An 18,293-nucleotide genomic window follows, 5' to 3' on the forward strand; every position below is an offset into this window, starting at 1 on the left:
GGCGACCAGCCGGCCCGGGGCCGGCTGCCCGGTGCTGAGCCTGACCACGGAGCCGAGCTGACCTACCAGGCGCTTGCCAGATCTTGATCAGTACTTCATTTCAGCCTGAATGGAGCCTATAACCGTCCCAAAAGCGGAATATATTTTTTCCAGTTTTTTATTTAACAATTCGAATAAATTCTATAACATTACATCGGACAATTAATACATCAACATGGAATGGCAACATATCAAGGCCGTTATCTTCGATGTTGACGGGACGCTGTACACGCAGGGCAAACTCCGCCGGAAGATGCTGGTGGCGCTGCTGAGTCACTACGCGCTGCGGCCCTGGCGCCTGCGCGACATGCTGATTCTGCGCCGCTTTCGGCACGAGCGGGAGAAAAACCTGACCTACGCCGGCCCCAACTTGGAAGTGGACCAGTACGCCTGGTGCGCCGACAACCAGCCGGCGGCCATTCCGGCCATCCGCGAGGTGGTGGGCCGCTGGATGTTTGAGCACCCCAACCGCTACCTGGCCGGCTGCATGTACCCCGGCATCGACGCATTTTTCGCCGCGCTGCGGGCCCGCCGCATTCCCATCGGCATCTACTCCGACTACCCCGCCCACGCCAAGCTGGCAGCCATGGGGCTGGAGGCTGACGTGGTCATCAGCTCCACCGACGCGGCCGTCAACCGCCTGAAACCCAACCCGCGCGGCCTGCTGCTGCTGGCCGAAGAGCTGGGTTTGAGGCCCGAGGAATGCCTGTTCATCGGCGACCGGCCCGAACTGGATGGGGAGTGTGCCCGCCGCGCACATATGCCCTTCCTGCTGGTCGAGCAGAAACCCCTGCCGGAATTCGACTTCTACCACGGCCTCACGCGCCAGCTCCGGGCCACCCAAACCACCACTTCCCATGAACCAGACACCTGTACTCTCCAACGCTGAAGAGACGCCACAGGCCATTATTCCGGCCGGCCTCAAGGACTACGTGGCCATTGCCCGCCCCGACAACTGGGTGAAAAACGTGTTTATGATGCCCGGGGTGCTCTTCGCCCTCATCGTGTTCAACCCTGCCATCGACGCGGCGCTGCTGGTGAAGGTGGTGCTGGGCATCGTGAGCACCTGCCTGGTGGCCTCGGCCAACTACGTCATCAACGAGTACCTCGACGCGGAATTCGACAAGTTTCACCCGCTCAAGAAGAAGCGCACTTCGGTGGTGCGGGTGGTGAAGCCGGCCCTGGTGTACGCCGAGTGGCTGGGCCTCGCGCTGCTGGGCTTCGCCATTGCCTACCAGATCAGCATGCAGTTTCTGCTGGTGTCGATGTTTTTGCTGTTCATGGGCGTGATGTACAACGTGCGCCCCTTCCGCACCAAGGAGCGGGCCTACATCGACGTGCTGTCGGAATCGGTGAACAACCCCATCCGCTTCGCGCTGGGCTGGTTTACGGTGGCGCCGGTGGTAGCCCTGGCCGACCTGGACTCGTTTCAGCTGCTGAACAGTTTCCCGCCGAGCAGCATCATCGTGGCCTACTGGATGGGCGGGGCCTTCCTGATGGCCACCAAGCGCTTCGCCGAGTACCGCCTCATCGGCGACCCGGAGCGCGCCGGGCTGTACCGCCGCTCGTTTAAGTTCTACACCGAGCACAGCCTGCTCATCTCGATGTTCTTCTACGCCCTCACCTGCGCGTTTTTCCTGGGCATCTTCCTGATCAAGAACCGCGTGGAGCTGCTGGTGAGCTTCCCCTTCTTCGCCTTGCTGTTTTCGTGGTATCTGCGCATCGGCCTACTCAAGGATTCGCCGGTGCAGGGCTCCGAGAAGCTGTACACCCGCTACTGGTTTATGACCTACGTGGTGCTCTTCTGCCTGCTGCTGACGGGCCTGATGTTCATCAACATTCCGCCACTGCACAACCTGCTGCAGGACCACTACAACCTGGGCCGCTAGCCCGCGGGGCCGCCGCATCCTCCACCTCCTGCCCTTCCCGCTATGTCTGTTCTGTCCTTCGCGGTCAGCGCGCCCGCCCGGCCCCGGCCCGTCACCCCGGTGGCGGATTCCGGGCCGGCGCGGACCGGCCGCGTGTCCTGGCACCGCTTGCTGTACCTCGTGCTGGCCCTGGGCATTGCGCTGCGGCTGGTGCATTTCTTCTACAGCCGCTCCTTCGTCACCGATGAGCTGTACCTCGGCGTCAACCTGATCCGCAAGGGCTACTGGGCGCTGGTGACCGAGCCGTTTGCCTACCAGCAGAAGGCGCCCATCGGCTACCTGTGGGCGGTGAAGACGGTGGCGCTGGTCTTCGGCTACGGCGAAAAGTCCCTGCGGCTGGTGTCGCTGCTGGCCGGTATCGGCTCCCTGCTGGTGCTGGTGCCCGTGGCGCGCTACTTCCTGAAGCCCAGCACGGTGGTGGTGGCCGTGGCCATTATGGCATTTTCCTCGGCCTGCGTGTTTCATTCCATCGAGGCCAAGCAGTACGCCACCGAGCTATTCGCGGCCGTGGTGGCCGTGTGGCTCTACACCCGCTACCGGGCCCGCACCGACGTGGGCTCCCTGCTAATCTGGGGGCTGCTGGGCAGTGCGCTGCTGTGGTTTTCGTTTTCGCTGATTTTCGTGCTGGCCGGCATCGGGCTGGGGCTGAGCGTGCACGCGGTGGCGCGCCGGCAGTGGCGCACGCTGTTCTTGTACGCCATTCCCTTCGGGCTGTGGGTGATTAGCTTCGGGGCGCAGTACCTGCTCATTACCAGCAAGTACCACGAGTCGGGCTGGCTGATTGACTACTTCGACCGGATGGATCAGGCCTTCATGCCCATGCCGCCCTCCCTGGCTAGCGCGAAGTGGCTGGCGCACAAGGTGTACCTGACCCTGCTGCATCCGCTGAGCCTCATGCTGGACCTCGACGGCAACCTTGACGCGCTCAATCACCACCCGCTGCGCTACGTCTTCAAGATGGGCTGGCTGCACCTGATCTGCTTGGCCGTGGGCGCGGTGTATTTCGCCCGCAAAGACCGGCTGAACTTCGCCGTGCTGCTGCTGCCCATGCTGCTGGCGGTAGCCGCCTCCGCCGTGAAGGTCTACCCCTTCCACGAGCGGTTCACGCTGTTTCTGCTGCCGGCGCTCATCATCCTCATCAGCCTGGGCGTGGAGTACCTGCAGCGGCGCCTGAGCGGCCGCCCGGCCTGGTTTGGGCTGCTGCTGGCGTTATTCTTCGCCCCCACGGTCATTACCTCGGCCCGCGAAGCCGCCGACCCGCGCCTGGCCATGCACACCGAGTACAGCCGCGAGGCCCTCATGTACGTGAATGCGCACTACCGCCCCGGCGACGCGGTGTACGTGTTCTGGAACATGAACCAGAGCTACGAGTACTACCAGCTGGCCTACCCGCTGAAGTTCCGGGCCGTGACGGGCAGCTTCGTGAAGAACGAGGCCAGCAGCCCGGCCGATTACCTGCGCCGCCTGCAGCCCGACTTCGACCAGCTCAAAGGTGCCCGCCGCGTCTGGCTGCTCTACGACAACCAGAACCGCAACGCCATCGGCGACTACGTGACCCTGCCCGCCTGGTACCACCGGGAAGACTTCAGTCCGCCGGGCTTGCTGCAAGGCTACTTCGGTACGCTGGGCCGCAAGGTGGAGCAGGTGCAGTACAACCGCAACACCGTGGTACTGTACCAGCTGCAGCCCCAGCCCGCCTCCCAGCCGACGCCCCGGCCGGCCCTTCGCCCGAAAAAAGCCGCCGCGAAGCCCGCGGTGAGGCGCTAATCCGGCTCCTAATCGACCAGACGCCCACGCAGCACCCCGGCACGAGGGTACCGCGTGGGCGTCTGGCCCTTAACAGCTTCGCTTACAGCCGTGTGCCTCGATCTGCAACCCTACGCTATATCTACGGTGTCTATTACTTACCGACGGCCGCTCCGATTCCCGGCGTCGCGCTTCAGGCCATGAAACGACTGTTGCTACTCGGGCTGCTGCTGGCGGCCGTTCCCGGCTTCGCCCAGTTCACCCGGCTGCCCGCGGAGGCGCCGGAGGTATTTCCGGTCGACGTGCGGCGCGTGCCGGCTGATGCGGTCTGGGGCCTTACCACGCCGCTGCACCAGCCCCGCCGCGGCCCGCTGCTGGTCGTCGATGGCCACGCGCTGCCCGACTCTGCTGACCTGCCGCTCCCCGACGATATTATCGGCCTGCGGGAGCTGGAGCCGGGGGAAGCGGTGAGGCGCTACGGCCAGCGGGCCAGCCGCGGCGCGCTGCTGATCGAAACAGCCAAACGGAATCGTTGGCTCAAACGCCCGTAGAAGCAGGCTCACCGGCTGCTGGCTGCCGGCCGATTATCCTGGCGCGAACGGTTCGACCACTAGCCTAACAGAGCAAACCCGGCTGCCAAATTCACGCGGAATCGGCGGGCTTACCCAACAAAACGCACATAGGCCGTGTGGAATTAGCTGCCTGCAGCATCTAAGTCGTATCATCCTCCATCTTCAGCTGTTTGCTATGCCTCCGTTTCACCAGCACTTACTCGCATCCGCTATTCTCAGCCTGCTGGCATTGTCGGCCCGGGCCCAGGCGCCCGCCCAGGCCACCCAGCAAGCCACCCTGGCCCAGGAACCTCCGGCGGCGCGTCCGGTTGTAGTCCGTTGTCGCATGAGCCCTCCGCCCGGCAACAAGCCGCTTTATCTCATCGACGGCAGACCTGCCACAACGGAGCAATTTGCCAGTCTGAATCCTGAGAACATTCAGAAGATTGAGGTCCTTTCCGCTAAGCAAGGCACGGCGCTCTACAGCAGCCAGGCTCTCAACGGGGCGGTGCTCATCACCTCCAGGCCGCGGCGTAAGCAACAGGCCGCGCTGTTCAAGCAGCGGCAGCAGCAACCCACGCAGCAGCTGCCTAATGCGGCGCTGACGAAGTAGAGGCGCTGCTTTTTTCGTTTGTCCCGCCACTACTTGCAATAGCCCACCACGAAAAAATCCGGTCTTTCGACCGGCTTTTTCGCTTCTACACTGCCGCTTACGCTCCTTTCGGGCTGAGCGTGATGTAGGGGATGATGCACTCCTCCAGGGAAATCCCGCCGTGCTGGAAGGTGTCCTTGTAGAAGTTCACGTAGTAGTTGTAGTTGTTGGGGTAGGCGAAGAAATAGTCGCCCACGGTGAAGACGTAAGCCGTCGACACGTTCTCACGCGGCAGAAACACCCGCTCCGGCTTGCGCACCACGTACACGTCGCGCGACTCGTCGAAGCCCAGGTTTTTGCCGTGCTTGTAGCGCAGGTTGGTGTTGGTGTTCCGGTCGCCCACGATTTTGTAGGGCCGCTTGCAGCGGATGGTGCCGTGGTCGGTGGTGATGATAAGCTTGCCCTTCTTGTCGGCAATGACCTGCAGCATCTCGTAGAGCGGCGAGTGGAGGAACCACGAGCGGGTGATGCTGCGGTACGCCGATTCGTCGGCCGCCAGCTCCCGGATCATGGCCATGTCGGTGCGGGCGTGGCTGAGCATGTCTACGAAGTTGTAGACGATGACGTTCAGCTTGTAGTTGTTGTGCAGGTTGGGCATTTTGCCCAGCAGGTCCTTGCCGGCCTGCAGGTTCGTGACCTTGTTGTAGCTGAACTTCTGCTTCTGGTTGTTTTTCTGGAAGTTGATTTCCATGAACTCGGCCTCGTGCAGGTTTTTGCCCTCGTCGTCGTCGTCCCACACCCACAGGTTGGGGTACTTCTTCTGAATCTCGCCGGGCATCATGCCCGAGAAGATGGCGTTGCGGGCGTAGGCCGTGGTGGTGGGCAGGATGGAGTAGTACATTTCCTCCGTGTCCACCGTGAACATTTCGGCAATGATGGGCTCCAGCACCTTCCACTGGTCGTAGCGCAGGTTGTCGATGAGCACGAAGTACACCGGGGTATCACCAGTCTGCTTCATCAAGGGGAACACCCGCTCTTTGAACAGCTGGTGCGACATGAGCGGGGCGTCCTTGTCCTCGCCGTTCACCCAGTCCTCGTAGTTCTCGGTGATGAAGCGGCCGAAGTAGGTGTTGGCCTCGTCCTTCTGCATGTTGAAGACGTCGGCCATGCTCTTGCCCTCCGTCTCGTTGATTTCCAGCTCCCAGTAAGTCAGCTTCTTGTACACGTCGGCCCACTCGGCGGGGCTCAGCCGGTCCGACAGCTGCATGCCCAGCTGCCGGAAGTCGCGCTGGTAGCTGCTGTTGGTTTTCTCCGAGACGAGGCGCTTGTTGTCGAGCACCTTCTTCACCGACAGCAGAATCTGGTTGGGGTTGACGGGCTTGATGAGGTAGTCGGCAATCTTGGAGCCTATGGCTTCCTCCATGATGTGCTCCTCCTCGCTCTTGGTAATCATGATGACCGGGAGCGTGGGCTTGGCGGCCTTGATTTCGGACAAAGCCTGCAGGCCGGTGATGCCGGGCATGTTCTCGTCGAGGAACACGAGGTCGTAGTTTTTCTCCTGGACCTCGTCGATGGCGTCGGCGCCGGAGTTGACGCCCGTCACGTCGTAGCCCCGCTCCTTCAGGAACAGGATGTGCGGCTTGAGCAGGTCAATTTCGTCGTCGGCCCAGAGGATGCTGTAACGTTGCATGCAGTGTAGTTCGGGTTGAGAGGATGCGTGGCGGGCAAAGGCCACTTGCGGCGCTTGAAACACGGCGCCCCGCCGGTTTTGCGGTGCGCAACCTAACGTATCAAAGCCGATTTATGATGCGGCCCCAATCGAAAAGGCGAGTGAGCTTCAAGCTAGGGTAACCCCAAACCGGGCCCCAGGGTTGCATTCGGCCCGCGCTATGTACCCGAAGCATCGACCAACGCCCGGCTTTTCTCGCCGATGCCGGCCGCTGTGGCGCCGGCCGGCTTTTTTCGCCCCGACCCGGCGCCCGTGCTTTCCGTACCACTGAATCCGACTACTTTTCGGCCCCCAAACCACCTTCCGCGCCCCTTGAACAAGCGAAAAATCCTGAACGACCCGGTTTACGGGTTCGTCAGCGTCCCGACCGAGCTGATATTTGACCTCATCGAGCACCGCTATTTTCAGCGGCTGCGGCGCATCAAGCAGCTCGGCCTGACGGATTTCGTCTACCCCGGCGCCCTGCATACGCGCTTTCACCACGCGCTGGGCGCCATGCACCTGATGTCGCTGGCCCTGCGCACGCTCAAGGACAAGGGCGTGCGCATCACGGCCCAGGAAGGCGAGGCGGCCCAGATTGCCATCCTGCTGCACGACATCGGCCACGGCCCGCTCTCCCACGCCCTGGAGCACGCCCTGTTCGAGGACGTGCCCCATGAGCGGATTTCCCTGCACCTAATGGAGCTGCTCAACCAGGAGTTCGGCGGCCGGCTGCAGCTGTCCATCGATATTTTCCAGGGCAGCTACCCGCGGCCGTTCTTCCACCAGCTCGTGTCGAGTCAGCTCGACATGGACCGGCTCGACTACCTCAACCGCGACTCGTTTTACTCGGGCGTAAAGGAGGGCCAGCCCGGCGCCGACCGCCTCATCAAGATGCTCACCATCTCGGACGACGAGCGGCTGGTGCTGGAGGAAAAGGCGGTGTACAGCATCGAGAACTTCCTGGTGAGCCGGCGCGTGATGTACTGGCAGGTGTACATGCACAAGGCCGTCACCTCGGCCGAGCAGATGGTCATCCGCCTCATGGAGCGGGCCCGCGACCTGGCCCGCGCCGGCGTGCTGGTCCCGGCCTCGCCCGAGCTGAGCTACTTTCTAACCAACCCGGTGCGCATGCTCGACTTCGAGGACGACCCGGCCATTATTCAGCGCTTCGTGCGGCTCGACGATACCGATATCTGGTCGGCGGTGAAAAGCTGGGCCGCGCACCCGGACTTCGTGCTGTCGTTCCTGGCCCACAGCCTGCTAGAGCGCCGCCTGTTCAAAATCACCCTCGACAACGCCCCCATCGACGAGGATTTTAAACTGGGCATCATCGAATTGATAGCCGAGCACTTCAAGCTGCCCCTGGAGGAAGCCGCCACGCTCATGATTGCCGGCCGCATCAGCAACCACGCCTACGATACCTCGGGCGACGACACCATCAACGTGCTCACCAAGCGCGGCCACGTCATCGACGTCGCCCAGGCATCTGACTTGCCGAATATTAGCTCCCTGAGCACGCGCGTGGAGAAATACTACGTCTGCTACCCCAAGGAAATTACCGGGTTGTAGCAGCAACCATTCTGGCCGCTGTTGCGAGGAAGAATGACGGTAGCACTGGCAGTCATTGCGAGCGAAGCGCGGCAATCTTTCCCCTCGCGGCACAAGGGGACAACCCGCGCTACCCGCCGTAACAGCATCAGACGAAACCCCAGCTTGCGTTCTGGCGGTTGCTCGGTTGGTAAGCATTGCATCGGCGGTGCTACTAGAGAAAGGATTGCCGCGCTTCGCTCGCAATGACGGCCGGTGTCACCCGCCCCACTTGCCCCATCAGTTTACCGCGGGAAACCCCACATCAGCCACCCACAACCAAAAACCCGATACTTTTGCCGCCTATGGAATTTACGGTAGGCCAGATTGCGGGCGTTTTGAACGGCACGGTGGAGGGCGACGCCTCCCTGCGCGTCGACCGGCTCGCCAAAATCGAAGAAGCCCGCGAGGGCGCCGTGGCGTTTTTGTCGAACCCCAAGTACGAGCCGCACCTGTACAGTACGGGTGCTTCGGCCGTTATCGTGAGCAAGACGCTGGAGCTGAAGCAGCCCGTGTCGGCGGCGCTGATTCGGGTGGATGATCCGTACCTGGGCTTCACCGCCCTGCTGGAGTTCTACCAGCAATTCACCCGCGCCGGCAAGCGCGGCGTGGAGCAGCCCAGCTTCGTGGGCCCGGGCTCCGACATCGGCGACGAGGGCTACCGCGGGGCCTTCAGCTACGTGGGCGACAACTGCCAGATCGGGCGCGGGGTGCTCATCTTCCCCCACGCCAGCATCGGCGACCGGTGCCGCATCGGCGAGGGCACCATCATCTACGCCGGGGCCAAAATCTACGCCGACACCGTTATCGGGGCGCGCTGCGTGGTGCACGCCGGCGCGGTCATCGGCTCCGACGGGTTTGGCTTCGCCCCGCAGCCGGATGGCTCCTACCGGCCCATTCCGCAGATCGGCAACGTGGTGCTGGAAGACAACGTGAGCATCGGCGCCAACGCCACCATCGACTGCGCCACCATGGGCTCGACCATCATCCGGGAGGGCTCGAAAATCGACAACCTGGTGCAGATTGCCCACAACGTGGAAATCGGCCGGCACACGGTGGTGGCCTCGCAGTCGGGCATTTCGGGCTCGACGAAAGTGGGCAACTTCTGCGTGCTGGCGGGCCAGGTGGGCCTGGCCGGGCACCTCACCCTGGCCGACCGTACCACCGTCACGGCGCAGTCGGGCGTGGGCAAATCGGTAAAGGAAGAAGGCACCTTCCTGCAGGGCGCGCCCGCCTTCAACCTGCGCGACTCGCTGCGGGCCAACGCGGTATTCCGTCATTTGCCGGAGCTGGAACGGCGCCTGCTGAAGCTGGAACGCGCCCAGGAGAAGCCAGACGCGGCGGAAAAGTCATAGCTTTGCAGGCGACTTCGGGAATCAGAAGCGAGGAGTTAGAAGCTAGGAGCTGGAATCGGGCTTGGTTCGATTCGGAGCGGCTTCCCCTCTCCTAGCTTCCAGCTCCTGACTCCTAGCTCCTACTAATGTTCGACAAACAGCATACGATTAAGGCCCCGGTCACCGTGAGCGGCGTGGGCTTGCACACGGGCGTCCAGGCCACCATGACCTTCTGCCCGGCCCCGGTGGGCCACGGCTTCAAGTTTCAGCGCATCGACCTGGATGGCCAGCCCACCGTCGACGCCGACGTGGACAACGTGGTGGACCTCTCCCGCGGCACGACGATTGAGCAGAACGGCGCGCGCGTCAATACCGTGGAGCACACGCTGGCGGCCCTGGTGGGCTTGCAGATCGACAACGTGCTGATTCAGCTCGACGGCCCCGAGCCGCCCATCATGGACGGCTCCTCGCTGCCCTTCATTGAGGCGCTGCAGACCGTGGGCCTGGAGGAGCAGAACGCGCTGCGCAACTACTTCGAAATTCCCAACGAAATCCGCTTCGTCGACCACTCGCGCGGCGTGGAGCTGGCCGCCCTGCCGCTCAACGACTACCGCGTGACGGTAATGGTGGACTACAATTCGCCGGTCCTCGGCTCACAGCACGCCTCACTGACCAACATCACCCAGTTTCAGGAAGAAATTGCCGCCTCGCGCACCTTCTGCTTTCTGCACGAGCTGGAGGCCCTCTACAAGTCGAACCTGATCAAGGGCGGCGACCTGTCGAACGCCATTGTGGTGGTCGACCGGGTGGTGAGCGAGGAGGAGTTGGGCGAGCTGGCGACCATGCTGGGCAAGCCCAAGGTGGCCGTGAAAAAGGAAGGCATCCTGAACAACGTGGACTTGCGCCACAAAAACGAGCCGGCCCGCCACAAGCTGCTCGACGTGGTGGGTGACCTAGCCCTGGTGGGTCGTCCGCTGAAAGGCCAGATTCTGGCGGCCCGCCCCGGGCACGCGGCCAACGTGGCCTTCGCCAAGAAGATCAAGAAGAAGATGCTGGAGGTGGACTCCTCCCCGGTGCCGCACTACGACCCCTCGCGCCCGCCGGTACTGGATATCAACCAGATAGCCGCCACGCTGCCGCACCGCTACCCCTTCCTGCTCATCGACAAGATTATTCACCTCGACGCCACCACGGTGACGGGCGTGAAAAACGTGACGATGAACGAGCCTTTCTTCCCCGGCCATTTCCCCGGCAACCCGGTGATGCCCGGGGTGCTGCAGATCGAGGCCATGGCCCAGACCGGCGGCATCCTGGTGCTGCACACCGTACCCGACCCCGAGAACTACTGGACCTATTTCCTCGGCATCGAAAACTGCCGCTTCCGCCGCATGGTGAAGCCCGGTGACACCATCATTTTCAAGTGCCAGCTGATTTCGCCCATCAAGCGCGGCATTGCCAAGATGCGCGGCCAAGCCTTCGTCAACGGCAAAGTGGTGATGGAAGCCGAAATGTCGGCCAGCATCGTCCGGAAAGACGCTTAATTTTCAATTATCAATGAACAATGAACAATTATCAATAACCGGTTACTCAGGCTGTTGTGGTCTGATCCTTGGTTCATTGCTCATTGCTCATTGTTAATTGTTCATTGCTTCAATGACCCAGCCCCTCGCCTACATTCACCCCGAAGCCCGCATTGCCCAGAACGTCGTGGTGGAGCCCTTCAGCACCATTGCGCACGATGTCGAAATCGGGGAAGGCACCTGGATTGGCCCCAACGTCACCATCATGGCGGGGGCCCGAATCGGCAAAAACGTCAAGATTTTCCCCGGCGCGGTGATTAGCGCCATTCCGCAGGACCTCAAGTTCGCCGGGGAGAAAACCACCGCCCACATCGGCGACAACACCGTCATCCGGGAGTGCGTGACGATTAACCGCGGCACCGTGGACCGCATGAAGACCGTGGTGGGCGCCAACTGCCTGCTGCAGGCCTACGTGCACATCGCGCACGACTGCGTGGTGGGCGACAACTGCATTCTGTCGAACACCACCCAGCTGGCCGGCCACGTGGTCATCGGCGACTGGGCCATTCTGGGCGGCACTTCGGCCGTGCACCAGTTCGTCAACATCGGGCAGCACGCCTTCGTGGGCGGCGGCTCCCTGGTGCGCAAGGACGTGCCGCCGTTCATCAAAGTGGGCCGCGAGCCGCTGACCTACGCCGGCGTCAACTCGGTGGGTTTGCGTCGCCGGGGCTTCTCCGAATCCGCCATTTTGCAGATTCAGCAGTGCTTCCGCCTCTTGTTCATGAGCGGGCTGAACACCAGCGACGCCCTCGACAAGATCGAGCTGGAGCTGCCGCCCTCGCCCGAGCGCGACGAGGTGGTCAACTTCGTGCGCAATTCCTCGCGCGGCATCGTGAAGGGCTACTCGCGCAACGGCAACGGTGCAGATTGAGGCCCGGGGGCTGGGCAAACGCTTCGGCCGCGACTGGATTTTCCGGGACCTGACGCATACGTTCCGCCCCGGCACGGCCACGGCCCTGCTGGGCCCGAACGGCTCGGGCAAAAGCACCCTGTTGCAGACGCTGGCGGCCTACACCCTGCCCTCGGCCGGGGAGCTGCACTACACGCTCGGCGGCACGGCCGTGCGTCCCGACGACGTGGCCCGGCACCTGGCCCTGTGCGCGCCCGCGCTGGAGCTGATTGAGGAGCTGAGCCTCGCCGAGCTGGTGCACTTTCACACCCGTTTCCGCCCGTTGCGGGCCGGTCTTTCGGCCGCGCAGTTCATCGAGTTGCTGCAGCTGCCGCACGCGCGCCACAAGCTGCTGCGCGACTTTTCCTCGGGCATGAAGCAGCGCGTCAAGCTCGGGCTGGCCCTGTACGCCGAGGCGCCGCTGCTGCTGCTCGACGAGCCCACCACCAACCTTGACCGCGCCGGCGTGGCCTGGTACCACGAGCACGTGGCGGCCACCGTGGCGGGGCGGCTGGTGCTCGTATCGAGCAACGTGGAGGAAGAATATGCCTTCTGCCAGGAGCGCCTGACGGTGACGGATTTTGCCCCGCGACGCTAGGGGCAGCATTGCTGATTCCTGCTTAGATTCGAGAAGGTTCAACGGCTCCGTCTGAACAATTGAGCACGGCTGCGGCCCAAAAATCATTCCATGATCTTGGCCCAAAAATCCTTGTAACCCCGCTCATCCTGCCTGCGTTTGCGGGCTTAATTCGGCCTTGATTCGGTTCCAACGCCTACTTTTGCCACCGCTTTAACTTCTTACCTTACCCCCTCACATGAGAAGCTACGACGACTTCGACGACGACGACCTGCTCGATGACGACGACGAGCTGGATACTCCCCCGGCCGGCGCCAAGTCGGCTCGCAGCGGCAGCCGCAAGGGTGCTTCCTCGGAAGACTCCCTGGGCGCCAAGTACGCCGATTACCTGATGTGGCGCGACACCGGCTCCTCGCACGACGAGGCGCTGGACCTGGCCAACCTGACCGAAGACGAATTCTCGGCCGCCGAAGCCCAGGAAGACCCCGAGGGCTCCAACCGCTACGGCGCCCTGGACGACGACGATGACGACCTGGGCCTGGACGACGAGGACAGCTACGAAGCCCAGCGCCGCAGCCGCCGCGGTGGCCGCGACGACGATGACGACTTCTAGGATTTAGTACTTGGAGCGTAGTGCCTCGTGCTTAGGCTTCGAGTAGCATCCAAAAGCAAAAGGCCCGCTGGACTATTCCAGCGGGCCTTTTTCGTTGCCAGATCTAAGCACCAGGCACTAAAATCAGCTTTTCTTGCTGCCAAACACTTTCTTGAGCAGCTCGGTGGTGCGGGCCACCGGGTTTTCGCGGATGTTGGCTTCTTCCTGCGCGATGAGCGTGAACAAGCCGTCGACGGCCTTGCCGGTGGCGTACTCGTTCAGGTTGGGGTTGGCCTTTTTCACCAGCGGAATCTGGTTGTAGCGCGTCACCAGGCCGGTGTAGTACTTGGTAGCGCTGGTCTGGTCGAGGGCCTGCTGCATGATGGGCGAAAACGCCGTAACCAGCTGCGTGGTGGTGGTGCGCTTCAGGTACTGCGTGGCCGCGTCCTTCTGCCCGGTGAGGATGTTCCACACGTCGGAGAAGCTCAGGCTCTTGATGGCCGAAATGAAGATGGGCTTGGCCTTGATGGCGGCCTGCTCGGCGCCGCGGTTCAGCGCCAGCTCAAACTTATCGACCTCCGACCCCAGGCCGATGCTGCGCAGGGTGGTGGCCACGCGCTGCGCATCGGGCGGGAAGGGAATGCGGATCAGGCTGTTGAGGTAGAAGCCGTCCTGCTTGGAGGCCTGGTCGGCGCCCTTGCTGATGCCCTGGGTCAGGGCTTCCTTCAGGCCCATGGCGGCCTCCTGCTGCGTCACCGAGCCGCCAGTGGTAGTCTTAGTGGTCGAGGGCAGCTTGATGGTGCCCAGGCCGGGCAGCTTGATCTGGGCTTGGGCCGAGACGGCGGCCAGGGCCAGCGCGGCGGTGAGCAGGGCAACGGAGCGAAAGTTCTTCATAGCAGTAGTAAAACCCAAAACACGGTTTCGGTTCGGCCGAAGGCAGAAACCGGACCAAAAAATCGACCAACGGCGCGGATTCCCCGCCTACTGCTGGCCGAAGGCCCGCTTGAGGGTGTCGGTGCTGCGGGCCGAGGTGTTCAGGCGGATGCGGCTTTCCTCGTCGGCCACGAGCGTGAAGAGGCCTTCGGCCACTTTGCCGGTGGTGTAGTCGGTGAGGTTGGTGGTGATGGGGGTCATCAGCGGCACTTTCTTGTAGCGCAGCATCAGCTCCCCGTAGGCCTGCTTGGCGCCGGTCTGCTCCAGGGCGGCATCCACCAGGGGGCGCAGCTCCTGCTGCACCTGGGCCAGCTGCTGGGTCTTGAACTGGGTGGCAATCAGGCGGCTCTCGCGGGTGTTGACTAGCGCCAGGCCGTCGGCAATGGCGTAGCGCTGGGCGGCGCCGGCCAGAATGGTCTGGGCCTGCGGATTGGCCGCTACGGCTTCGGCGGCGCGGTTCATCTGCACTTCGAACTTGTCGATAACGGCGCCCATGCGCAGGCCGCGCAGGGTGGTGTTGACCAGCTCGGCCTCGGGCGGAAACGCAATGCGGATGTCGGAGTTGCCGTTGAAGCCGTCGGCGGCGGCCCCGGCTTCCAGGGCGCGGGTGATGCTCAGGCTCAGCGCTTCCTTCACGGCGGCGGTGGCTTCGTCGGCCGTCAGCGGGGGCGGCGTGGCCACTACCGGCGTCGTGACTTTGGTGGTCGTGGTGGTGGTTTTGGTGGCCGGCTTGGTGGTCGTGGTCTTTTTGACGGGCGTGGTTTTCTTCGCCGTCGTGGTCTTCTTAGCCGTGGTGGTCGTAGTTTTCTTGGTGGTCTGGGCCTCGGCGGCGGTCGAAGCGGCGGTGAGCAGGCCCAGGGCCAGCAGGAAGGTGGAAAGACGGGGTGCGTTCATGCGGGGAAGTTTAGAAAAGACGAGTGAGGGCGGCGGGAAAGGAATGGGAATTGACAAACCAAAGCCGCGCGGCGTGGTCTTACAAACGCCGTGCGCAAATTGCGCCGAATTCCCGTCTCTCCCACTTTCTTTCGCCATGCCCCATACCCCAGCCGTCGAAATCATCACCATCGGCGACGAACTGCTTTACGGGCAGGTCGTCGACACCAACTCGGCCTGGATGGGTCAGGAGCTGGGCAAAATCGGCCTGCGCATCCGCCAGATCAGCTCCGTGTCGGATCAGGCCGCGGAAATCGTGCGCGCCCTCGACGAGGCCCGAGGGCGCGCCCAGGTGGTGCTGATGACCGGCGGCCTCGGCCCCACCAAGGACGACTTGACCAAGCACGTGCTGGCGCAATACTTCAACTCCGAGCTAGCCCTGTATGAGCCCAGCCTGCGCGACGTGGAAGCCATTTTCGCCCGCTTCAACCGGCCCATGCTGGAAGTAAACCGCCAGCAGGCCTATTTGCCCGCGGCCTGCACCCCGCTGCGCAACACCGTGGGCACGGCGCCCGGCATGTGGTTCGACGGCCAGGACGGCGTGGTATTCGTCTCGATGCCCGGCGTGCCCTTCGAAATGAAGCACCTGATGACGACGCACGTGCTGCCCAAGCTGAAAGAGCAGTTCCAAGTGCCGCCCATCGAGCACGCCGTGCTGCAGACCGTGGGCCAGGGCGAGTCGTTTCTGGCCCAGCAGATTGCCGACTGGGAAAACCAGCTGCCCCCGAACATGAAGCTGGCCTACCTCCCGTCGTTTGGGGCCGTGCGCCTGCGCCTCACCGCCACCGACGACGGCCAGCCCGACCTGCGCGGCCGCCTGGAAGCCCAGCTGCCGGCCGTGCGCGCCCTCATCGGCCCCTACCTCTACGCCGAGGGCGAAGTCACCCTGGAAGCCGCCCTAGGCCAGCTGCTGAAGGAGCGCGGCCTGACCATCGGCACGGCCGAAAGCTGCACCGGCGGCACCATTGCCCAGCGGCTGACCAGCGTGGCGGGCTCGTCCGGGTACTTTCTGGGCTCGGTGGTGGCTTATTCGAACCAGGTCAAAGTCAACCAGCTCGGCGTCAGCCCCGACACACTGGAGCAGTTCGGGGCGGTGAGCGAGCAGACGGTGCGCGAAATGGCGGAGGGCCTGCGCCGCCAGCTCGACGTGGATGTAGCAATAGCCACCAGCGGCATTGCCGGGCCCGGCGGCGGCACCGACGAAAAGCCCGTGGGCACGTTCTGGCTGGCCTACGCCGACCGGCACCAGACGGTGGCGCGCAAGGTGAGCATGAACCGCGGGCGGGAGCTGAATATCAGCTACATCAGCACCGTGGCGCTGGACATGGTGCGGCGCCATCTGCCGGCAGCGGAATAGCGGCGGCAAGCAGCTCCGGGCGTCCGGCAGGGCAGATTTTCTGCTCTAGCCTAACAAGTGTTCGGATTCGATTACGCCGCAATTGGCAAATCCGCTACCTTTGGCCCCGATTTCGGCCTCCCCAGCCGCTAGTCGACCCCGAACAGACCAAGCTTCCTTTCCCACCCCCGAATTCTTCAAAGCAACCTCCGCATGGCACGAGTGGAAATGGTAATGCCCAAAATGGGCGAAAGTATCATGGAAGGCACCGTCCTGAAATGGCTCAAACAGGTGGGCGACACCATTGAGCAGGACGAATCGGTGCTGGAAGTGGCCACCGATAAAGTGGACACCGAGGTACCCGCCATTCACGCCGGCGTGCTGCAGCAGATTCTGGTGGAAGAAGGCCAGGTGGTAGCCGTGGGCGCCCCCATTGCCATCGTCGAAACCGATGCGGCCGCGGCTTCCAACGGCCAGGCCCCCGCTGCCGCAGCTCCGGCCCCTGCCGAAGAAGCCCAGGCGGCCGAAGCCGTGCCCTTCGTCCCGAATGCCGCAGCCGCGGCCAACGCCGGTGGCGCGCAGCTCGGCGAGGCCCAGCCCGGCCGCTTCTACTCCCCGCTGGTGCTCAACATCGCCCGCGAGGAAGGCATTTCGATGAGCGACCTGGAGCGCCTGCCCGGCACCGGGCAGCAGGGCCGCGTGACCAAGAAGGACATTCTCGATTTCGTGGCTAATCGGGGCCAGCAGCCGGCTCCGGCCGCCGCAGCGGCGCCGCAGGCTGCTCCCGCACCGCAGCAAGCGGCTCCGGCAGCTACCGCTCCCACCGCTCCCGCTTCCAAGCCCGCTGCGGCTCCGGCTGTGCAGGCCAGCAAGCCCGCGCCCTCGGTTTCGGGCGGCCAGGAGCTGATCGAAATGGACCGCATGCGCAAGATGATTGCCCAGCGCATGGTCGACTCCAAGCGCATTTCGCCGCACGTGACCAGCTTCGTGGAGGCCGACGTGACCGAAATCGTGAACTGGCGCAACAAGCACAAGGACGCCTACAAGAAGCGCGAGGGCGAAAACCTCACCTTCACGCCCATCTTCGTGCAGGCCGTGGCCCGCGCCATCCAGGACTTCCCGAACATCAACGTGTCGGTGGACGGGGACTACATCATCAAGAAGCGCGACATCAACATCGGCGTGGCCGTGGCCCTGCCCTCGGGCAACCTCATCGTGCCGGTGATTCACGGCGCCGACCAGCTGAACCTGAATGGCCTGACCAAGCGCGTGAACGACCTGGCCGCCCGCGCCCGGGCCAACAAGCTCAAGCCCGAGGACCTGGAAGGCGGCACCTACACGCTCTCGAACGTAGGCTCCTTCGGCAACGTGATGGGCACGCCAATCATCATGCAGCCGCAGGTGGCCATCATGGCCGTGGGTGCCATCAAGAAGAAGCCCGCCGTCATCGAGACGCCGCAGGGTGACCTGATCGGTATCCGCCACTTCATGTTCCTCTCGCATAGCTACGACCACCGCGTGGTCGACGGCTCGCTCGGGGGCCAGTTCGTCCGCCGCGTGGCCGACTACCTGGAGCAGTTCGACCCGAACACCAGCATCTAAGCAACGACTTTCCCTGGTTGAAGAAGCCCGTCACCTCGGCGGGCTTTTCTTTTTGACTTCCTTCTGGTTATGAAAAATTTCATCACCCTCGGGGCCCTGGTCATTTCGCTGGCCCTGATTGTGTACCTCTACGTGCGCCTCTCCGCCGCCGAGCGGGAGCTGGCCCAGGCCCAGCGCCACGTAGCCGACTGCGAGCAGGTGACGTTTCAGCTGCAAAATCAGCTGACGGCCCAGGCCCGCGACAAGGCCGCGGCGGCCGGGCAGCCCGTGCCGGGCGAACAGGAGTAGCAGAACGCGACGGTCAGCCTTATCCGGCGTACTCAAAGCGTGGCAAAACAGTAGCGTTCCGCTACGGTCCAAAAA

17 protein-coding genes are annotated in these 18,293 nt (G+C 63.3%); 14 read left to right on the forward strand and 3 right to left on the reverse strand.

The features are described from left to right. The first annotated feature begins 214 nt into the window (after nt 1-214). The 5 genes from FDY95_RS01135 (at nt 215) to FDY95_RS26190 (ending at nt 4,877) form a co-directional block, all read left to right on the forward strand. A complete protein-coding gene (locus FDY95_RS01135) occupies nt 215-928 on the forward strand; it encodes an HAD family hydrolase (protein ID WP_138074885.1) in 714 nt (237 codons plus the stop codon). After that, nucleotides 897-1,928, forward strand: a complete 1,032-nt coding sequence (locus FDY95_RS01140) for a UbiA family prenyltransferase (protein ID WP_138074886.1) — start codon at nt 897-899, stop codon at nt 1,926-1,928. The genes FDY95_RS01135 and FDY95_RS01140 overlap by 32 nt, the downstream gene beginning before the upstream one ends. Before the next feature lie 42 nt (nt 1,929-1,970). Further along, the gene (locus FDY95_RS01145; RefSeq protein WP_138074887.1) at nt 1,971-3,734 is read left to right on the forward strand and encodes a glycosyltransferase family 39 protein; all 1,764 of its coding nucleotides are present in this window, start codon (nt 1,971-1,973) and stop codon (nt 3,732-3,734) included. 179 nt (nt 3,735-3,913) lie between these two features. Continuing rightward, complete coding sequence (locus tag FDY95_RS01150) at nt 3,914-4,264, forward strand: hypothetical protein (protein ID WP_138074888.1); 351 nt, start codon at nt 3,914-3,916, stop codon at nt 4,262-4,264. A 346-nt stretch (nt 4,265-4,610) separates the two neighbouring features. After that, the gene (locus FDY95_RS26190; protein WP_171025478.1) at nt 4,611-4,877 is read left to right on the forward strand and encodes a TonB-dependent receptor plug domain-containing protein; all 267 of its coding nucleotides are present in this window, start codon (nt 4,611-4,613) and stop codon (nt 4,875-4,877) included. A 97-nt stretch (nt 4,878-4,974) separates the two neighbouring features. Here the strand turns inward: FDY95_RS26190 and porX are convergent, their stop codons facing one another. Continuing rightward, nucleotides 4,975-6,546: a T9SS response regulator signal transducer PorX gene (porX, locus tag FDY95_RS01160; protein ID WP_138074890.1), complete on the reverse strand. Its 1,572-nt coding sequence runs from the start codon at nt 6,544-6,546 to the stop codon at nt 4,975-4,977. 351 nt (nt 6,547-6,897) lie between these two features. On the opposite strand from porX, the gene FDY95_RS01165 reads away from it, so the two are divergent. The 6 genes from FDY95_RS01165 (at nt 6,898) to FDY95_RS01190 (ending at nt 13,147) form a co-directional block, all read left to right on the forward strand. After that, nucleotides 6,898-8,136 (forward strand): HD domain-containing protein, encoded by a 1,239-nt coding sequence (locus tag FDY95_RS01165; RefSeq protein WP_138074891.1) that lies wholly within the window; start codon nt 6,898-6,900, stop codon nt 8,134-8,136. A gap of 323 nt (nt 8,137-8,459) precedes the next feature. Continuing rightward, nucleotides 8,460-9,509, forward strand: a complete 1,050-nt coding sequence (lpxD, locus tag FDY95_RS01170) for a UDP-3-O-(3-hydroxymyristoyl)glucosamine N-acyltransferase (RefSeq protein ID WP_138074892.1) — start codon at nt 8,460-8,462, stop codon at nt 9,507-9,509. A gap of 125 nt (nt 9,510-9,634) precedes the next feature. Further along, entirely contained in the window at nt 9,635-11,029 is a 1,395-nt protein-coding gene (locus tag FDY95_RS01175; RefSeq protein WP_138074893.1) for a bifunctional UDP-3-O-[3-hydroxymyristoyl] N-acetylglucosamine deacetylase/3-hydroxyacyl-ACP dehydratase, read from the forward strand. A 112-nt stretch (nt 11,030-11,141) separates the two neighbouring features. Then, on the forward strand, nt 11,142-11,939 hold the full coding sequence (gene lpxA / locus FDY95_RS01180; protein ID WP_111476582.1) for an acyl-ACP--UDP-N-acetylglucosamine O-acyltransferase: 798 nt from the start codon (nt 11,142-11,144) through the stop codon (nt 11,937-11,939). Beyond that, the gene (locus FDY95_RS01185; protein ID WP_138074894.1) at nt 11,929-12,555 is read left to right on the forward strand and encodes an ABC transporter ATP-binding protein; all 627 of its coding nucleotides are present in this window, start codon (nt 11,929-11,931) and stop codon (nt 12,553-12,555) included. The genes lpxA and FDY95_RS01185 overlap by 11 nt, the downstream gene beginning before the upstream one ends. A 217-nt stretch (nt 12,556-12,772) precedes the next feature. Beyond that, nucleotides 12,773-13,147 carry a hypothetical protein gene (locus FDY95_RS01190; protein ID WP_138074895.1) on the forward strand — a complete coding sequence of 125 codons (375 nt, stop codon included), beginning with the start codon at nt 12,773-12,775 and terminating at the stop codon, nt 13,145-13,147. A 123-nt stretch (nt 13,148-13,270) separates the two neighbouring features. Here the strand turns inward: FDY95_RS01190 and FDY95_RS01195 are convergent, their stop codons facing one another. Beyond that, a complete protein-coding gene (locus tag FDY95_RS01195; RefSeq protein ID WP_138074896.1) occupies nt 13,271-14,020 on the reverse strand; it encodes a DUF4197 domain-containing protein in 750 nt (249 codons plus the stop codon). Between the two features lie 87 nt (nt 14,021-14,107). Continuing rightward, on the reverse strand, nt 14,108-14,953 hold the full coding sequence (locus FDY95_RS01200) for a DUF4197 domain-containing protein (RefSeq protein WP_171025479.1): 846 nt from the start codon (nt 14,951-14,953) through the stop codon (nt 14,108-14,110). A gap of 136 nt (nt 14,954-15,089) precedes the next feature. Here FDY95_RS01200 and FDY95_RS01205 point away from each other — a divergent pair, with 136 nt between their 5' ends. The 3 genes from FDY95_RS01205 (at nt 15,090) to FDY95_RS01215 (ending at nt 18,218) form a co-directional block, all read left to right on the forward strand. Then, a complete protein-coding gene (locus FDY95_RS01205; RefSeq protein WP_138074898.1) occupies nt 15,090-16,349 on the forward strand; it encodes a competence/damage-inducible protein A in 1,260 nt (419 codons plus the stop codon). A gap of 192 nt (nt 16,350-16,541) precedes the next feature. Then, nucleotides 16,542-17,930, forward strand: coding sequence for a dihydrolipoamide acetyltransferase family protein (locus tag FDY95_RS01210; protein WP_138074899.1), 1,389 nt, complete (start codon nt 16,542-16,544; stop codon nt 17,928-17,930). A 69-nt stretch (nt 17,931-17,999) separates the two neighbouring features. Continuing rightward, nucleotides 18,000-18,218: a hypothetical protein gene (locus FDY95_RS01215; RefSeq protein ID WP_138074900.1), complete on the forward strand. Its 219-nt coding sequence runs from the start codon at nt 18,000-18,002 to the stop codon at nt 18,216-18,218. Nucleotides 18,219-18,293: the final 75 nt, after the last annotated feature.

It is taken from the genome of Hymenobacter jeollabukensis, from assembly GCF_005771675.1.
GTDB lineage: Bacteria > Bacteroidota > Bacteroidia > Cytophagales > Hymenobacteraceae > Solirubrum > Solirubrum jeollabukense.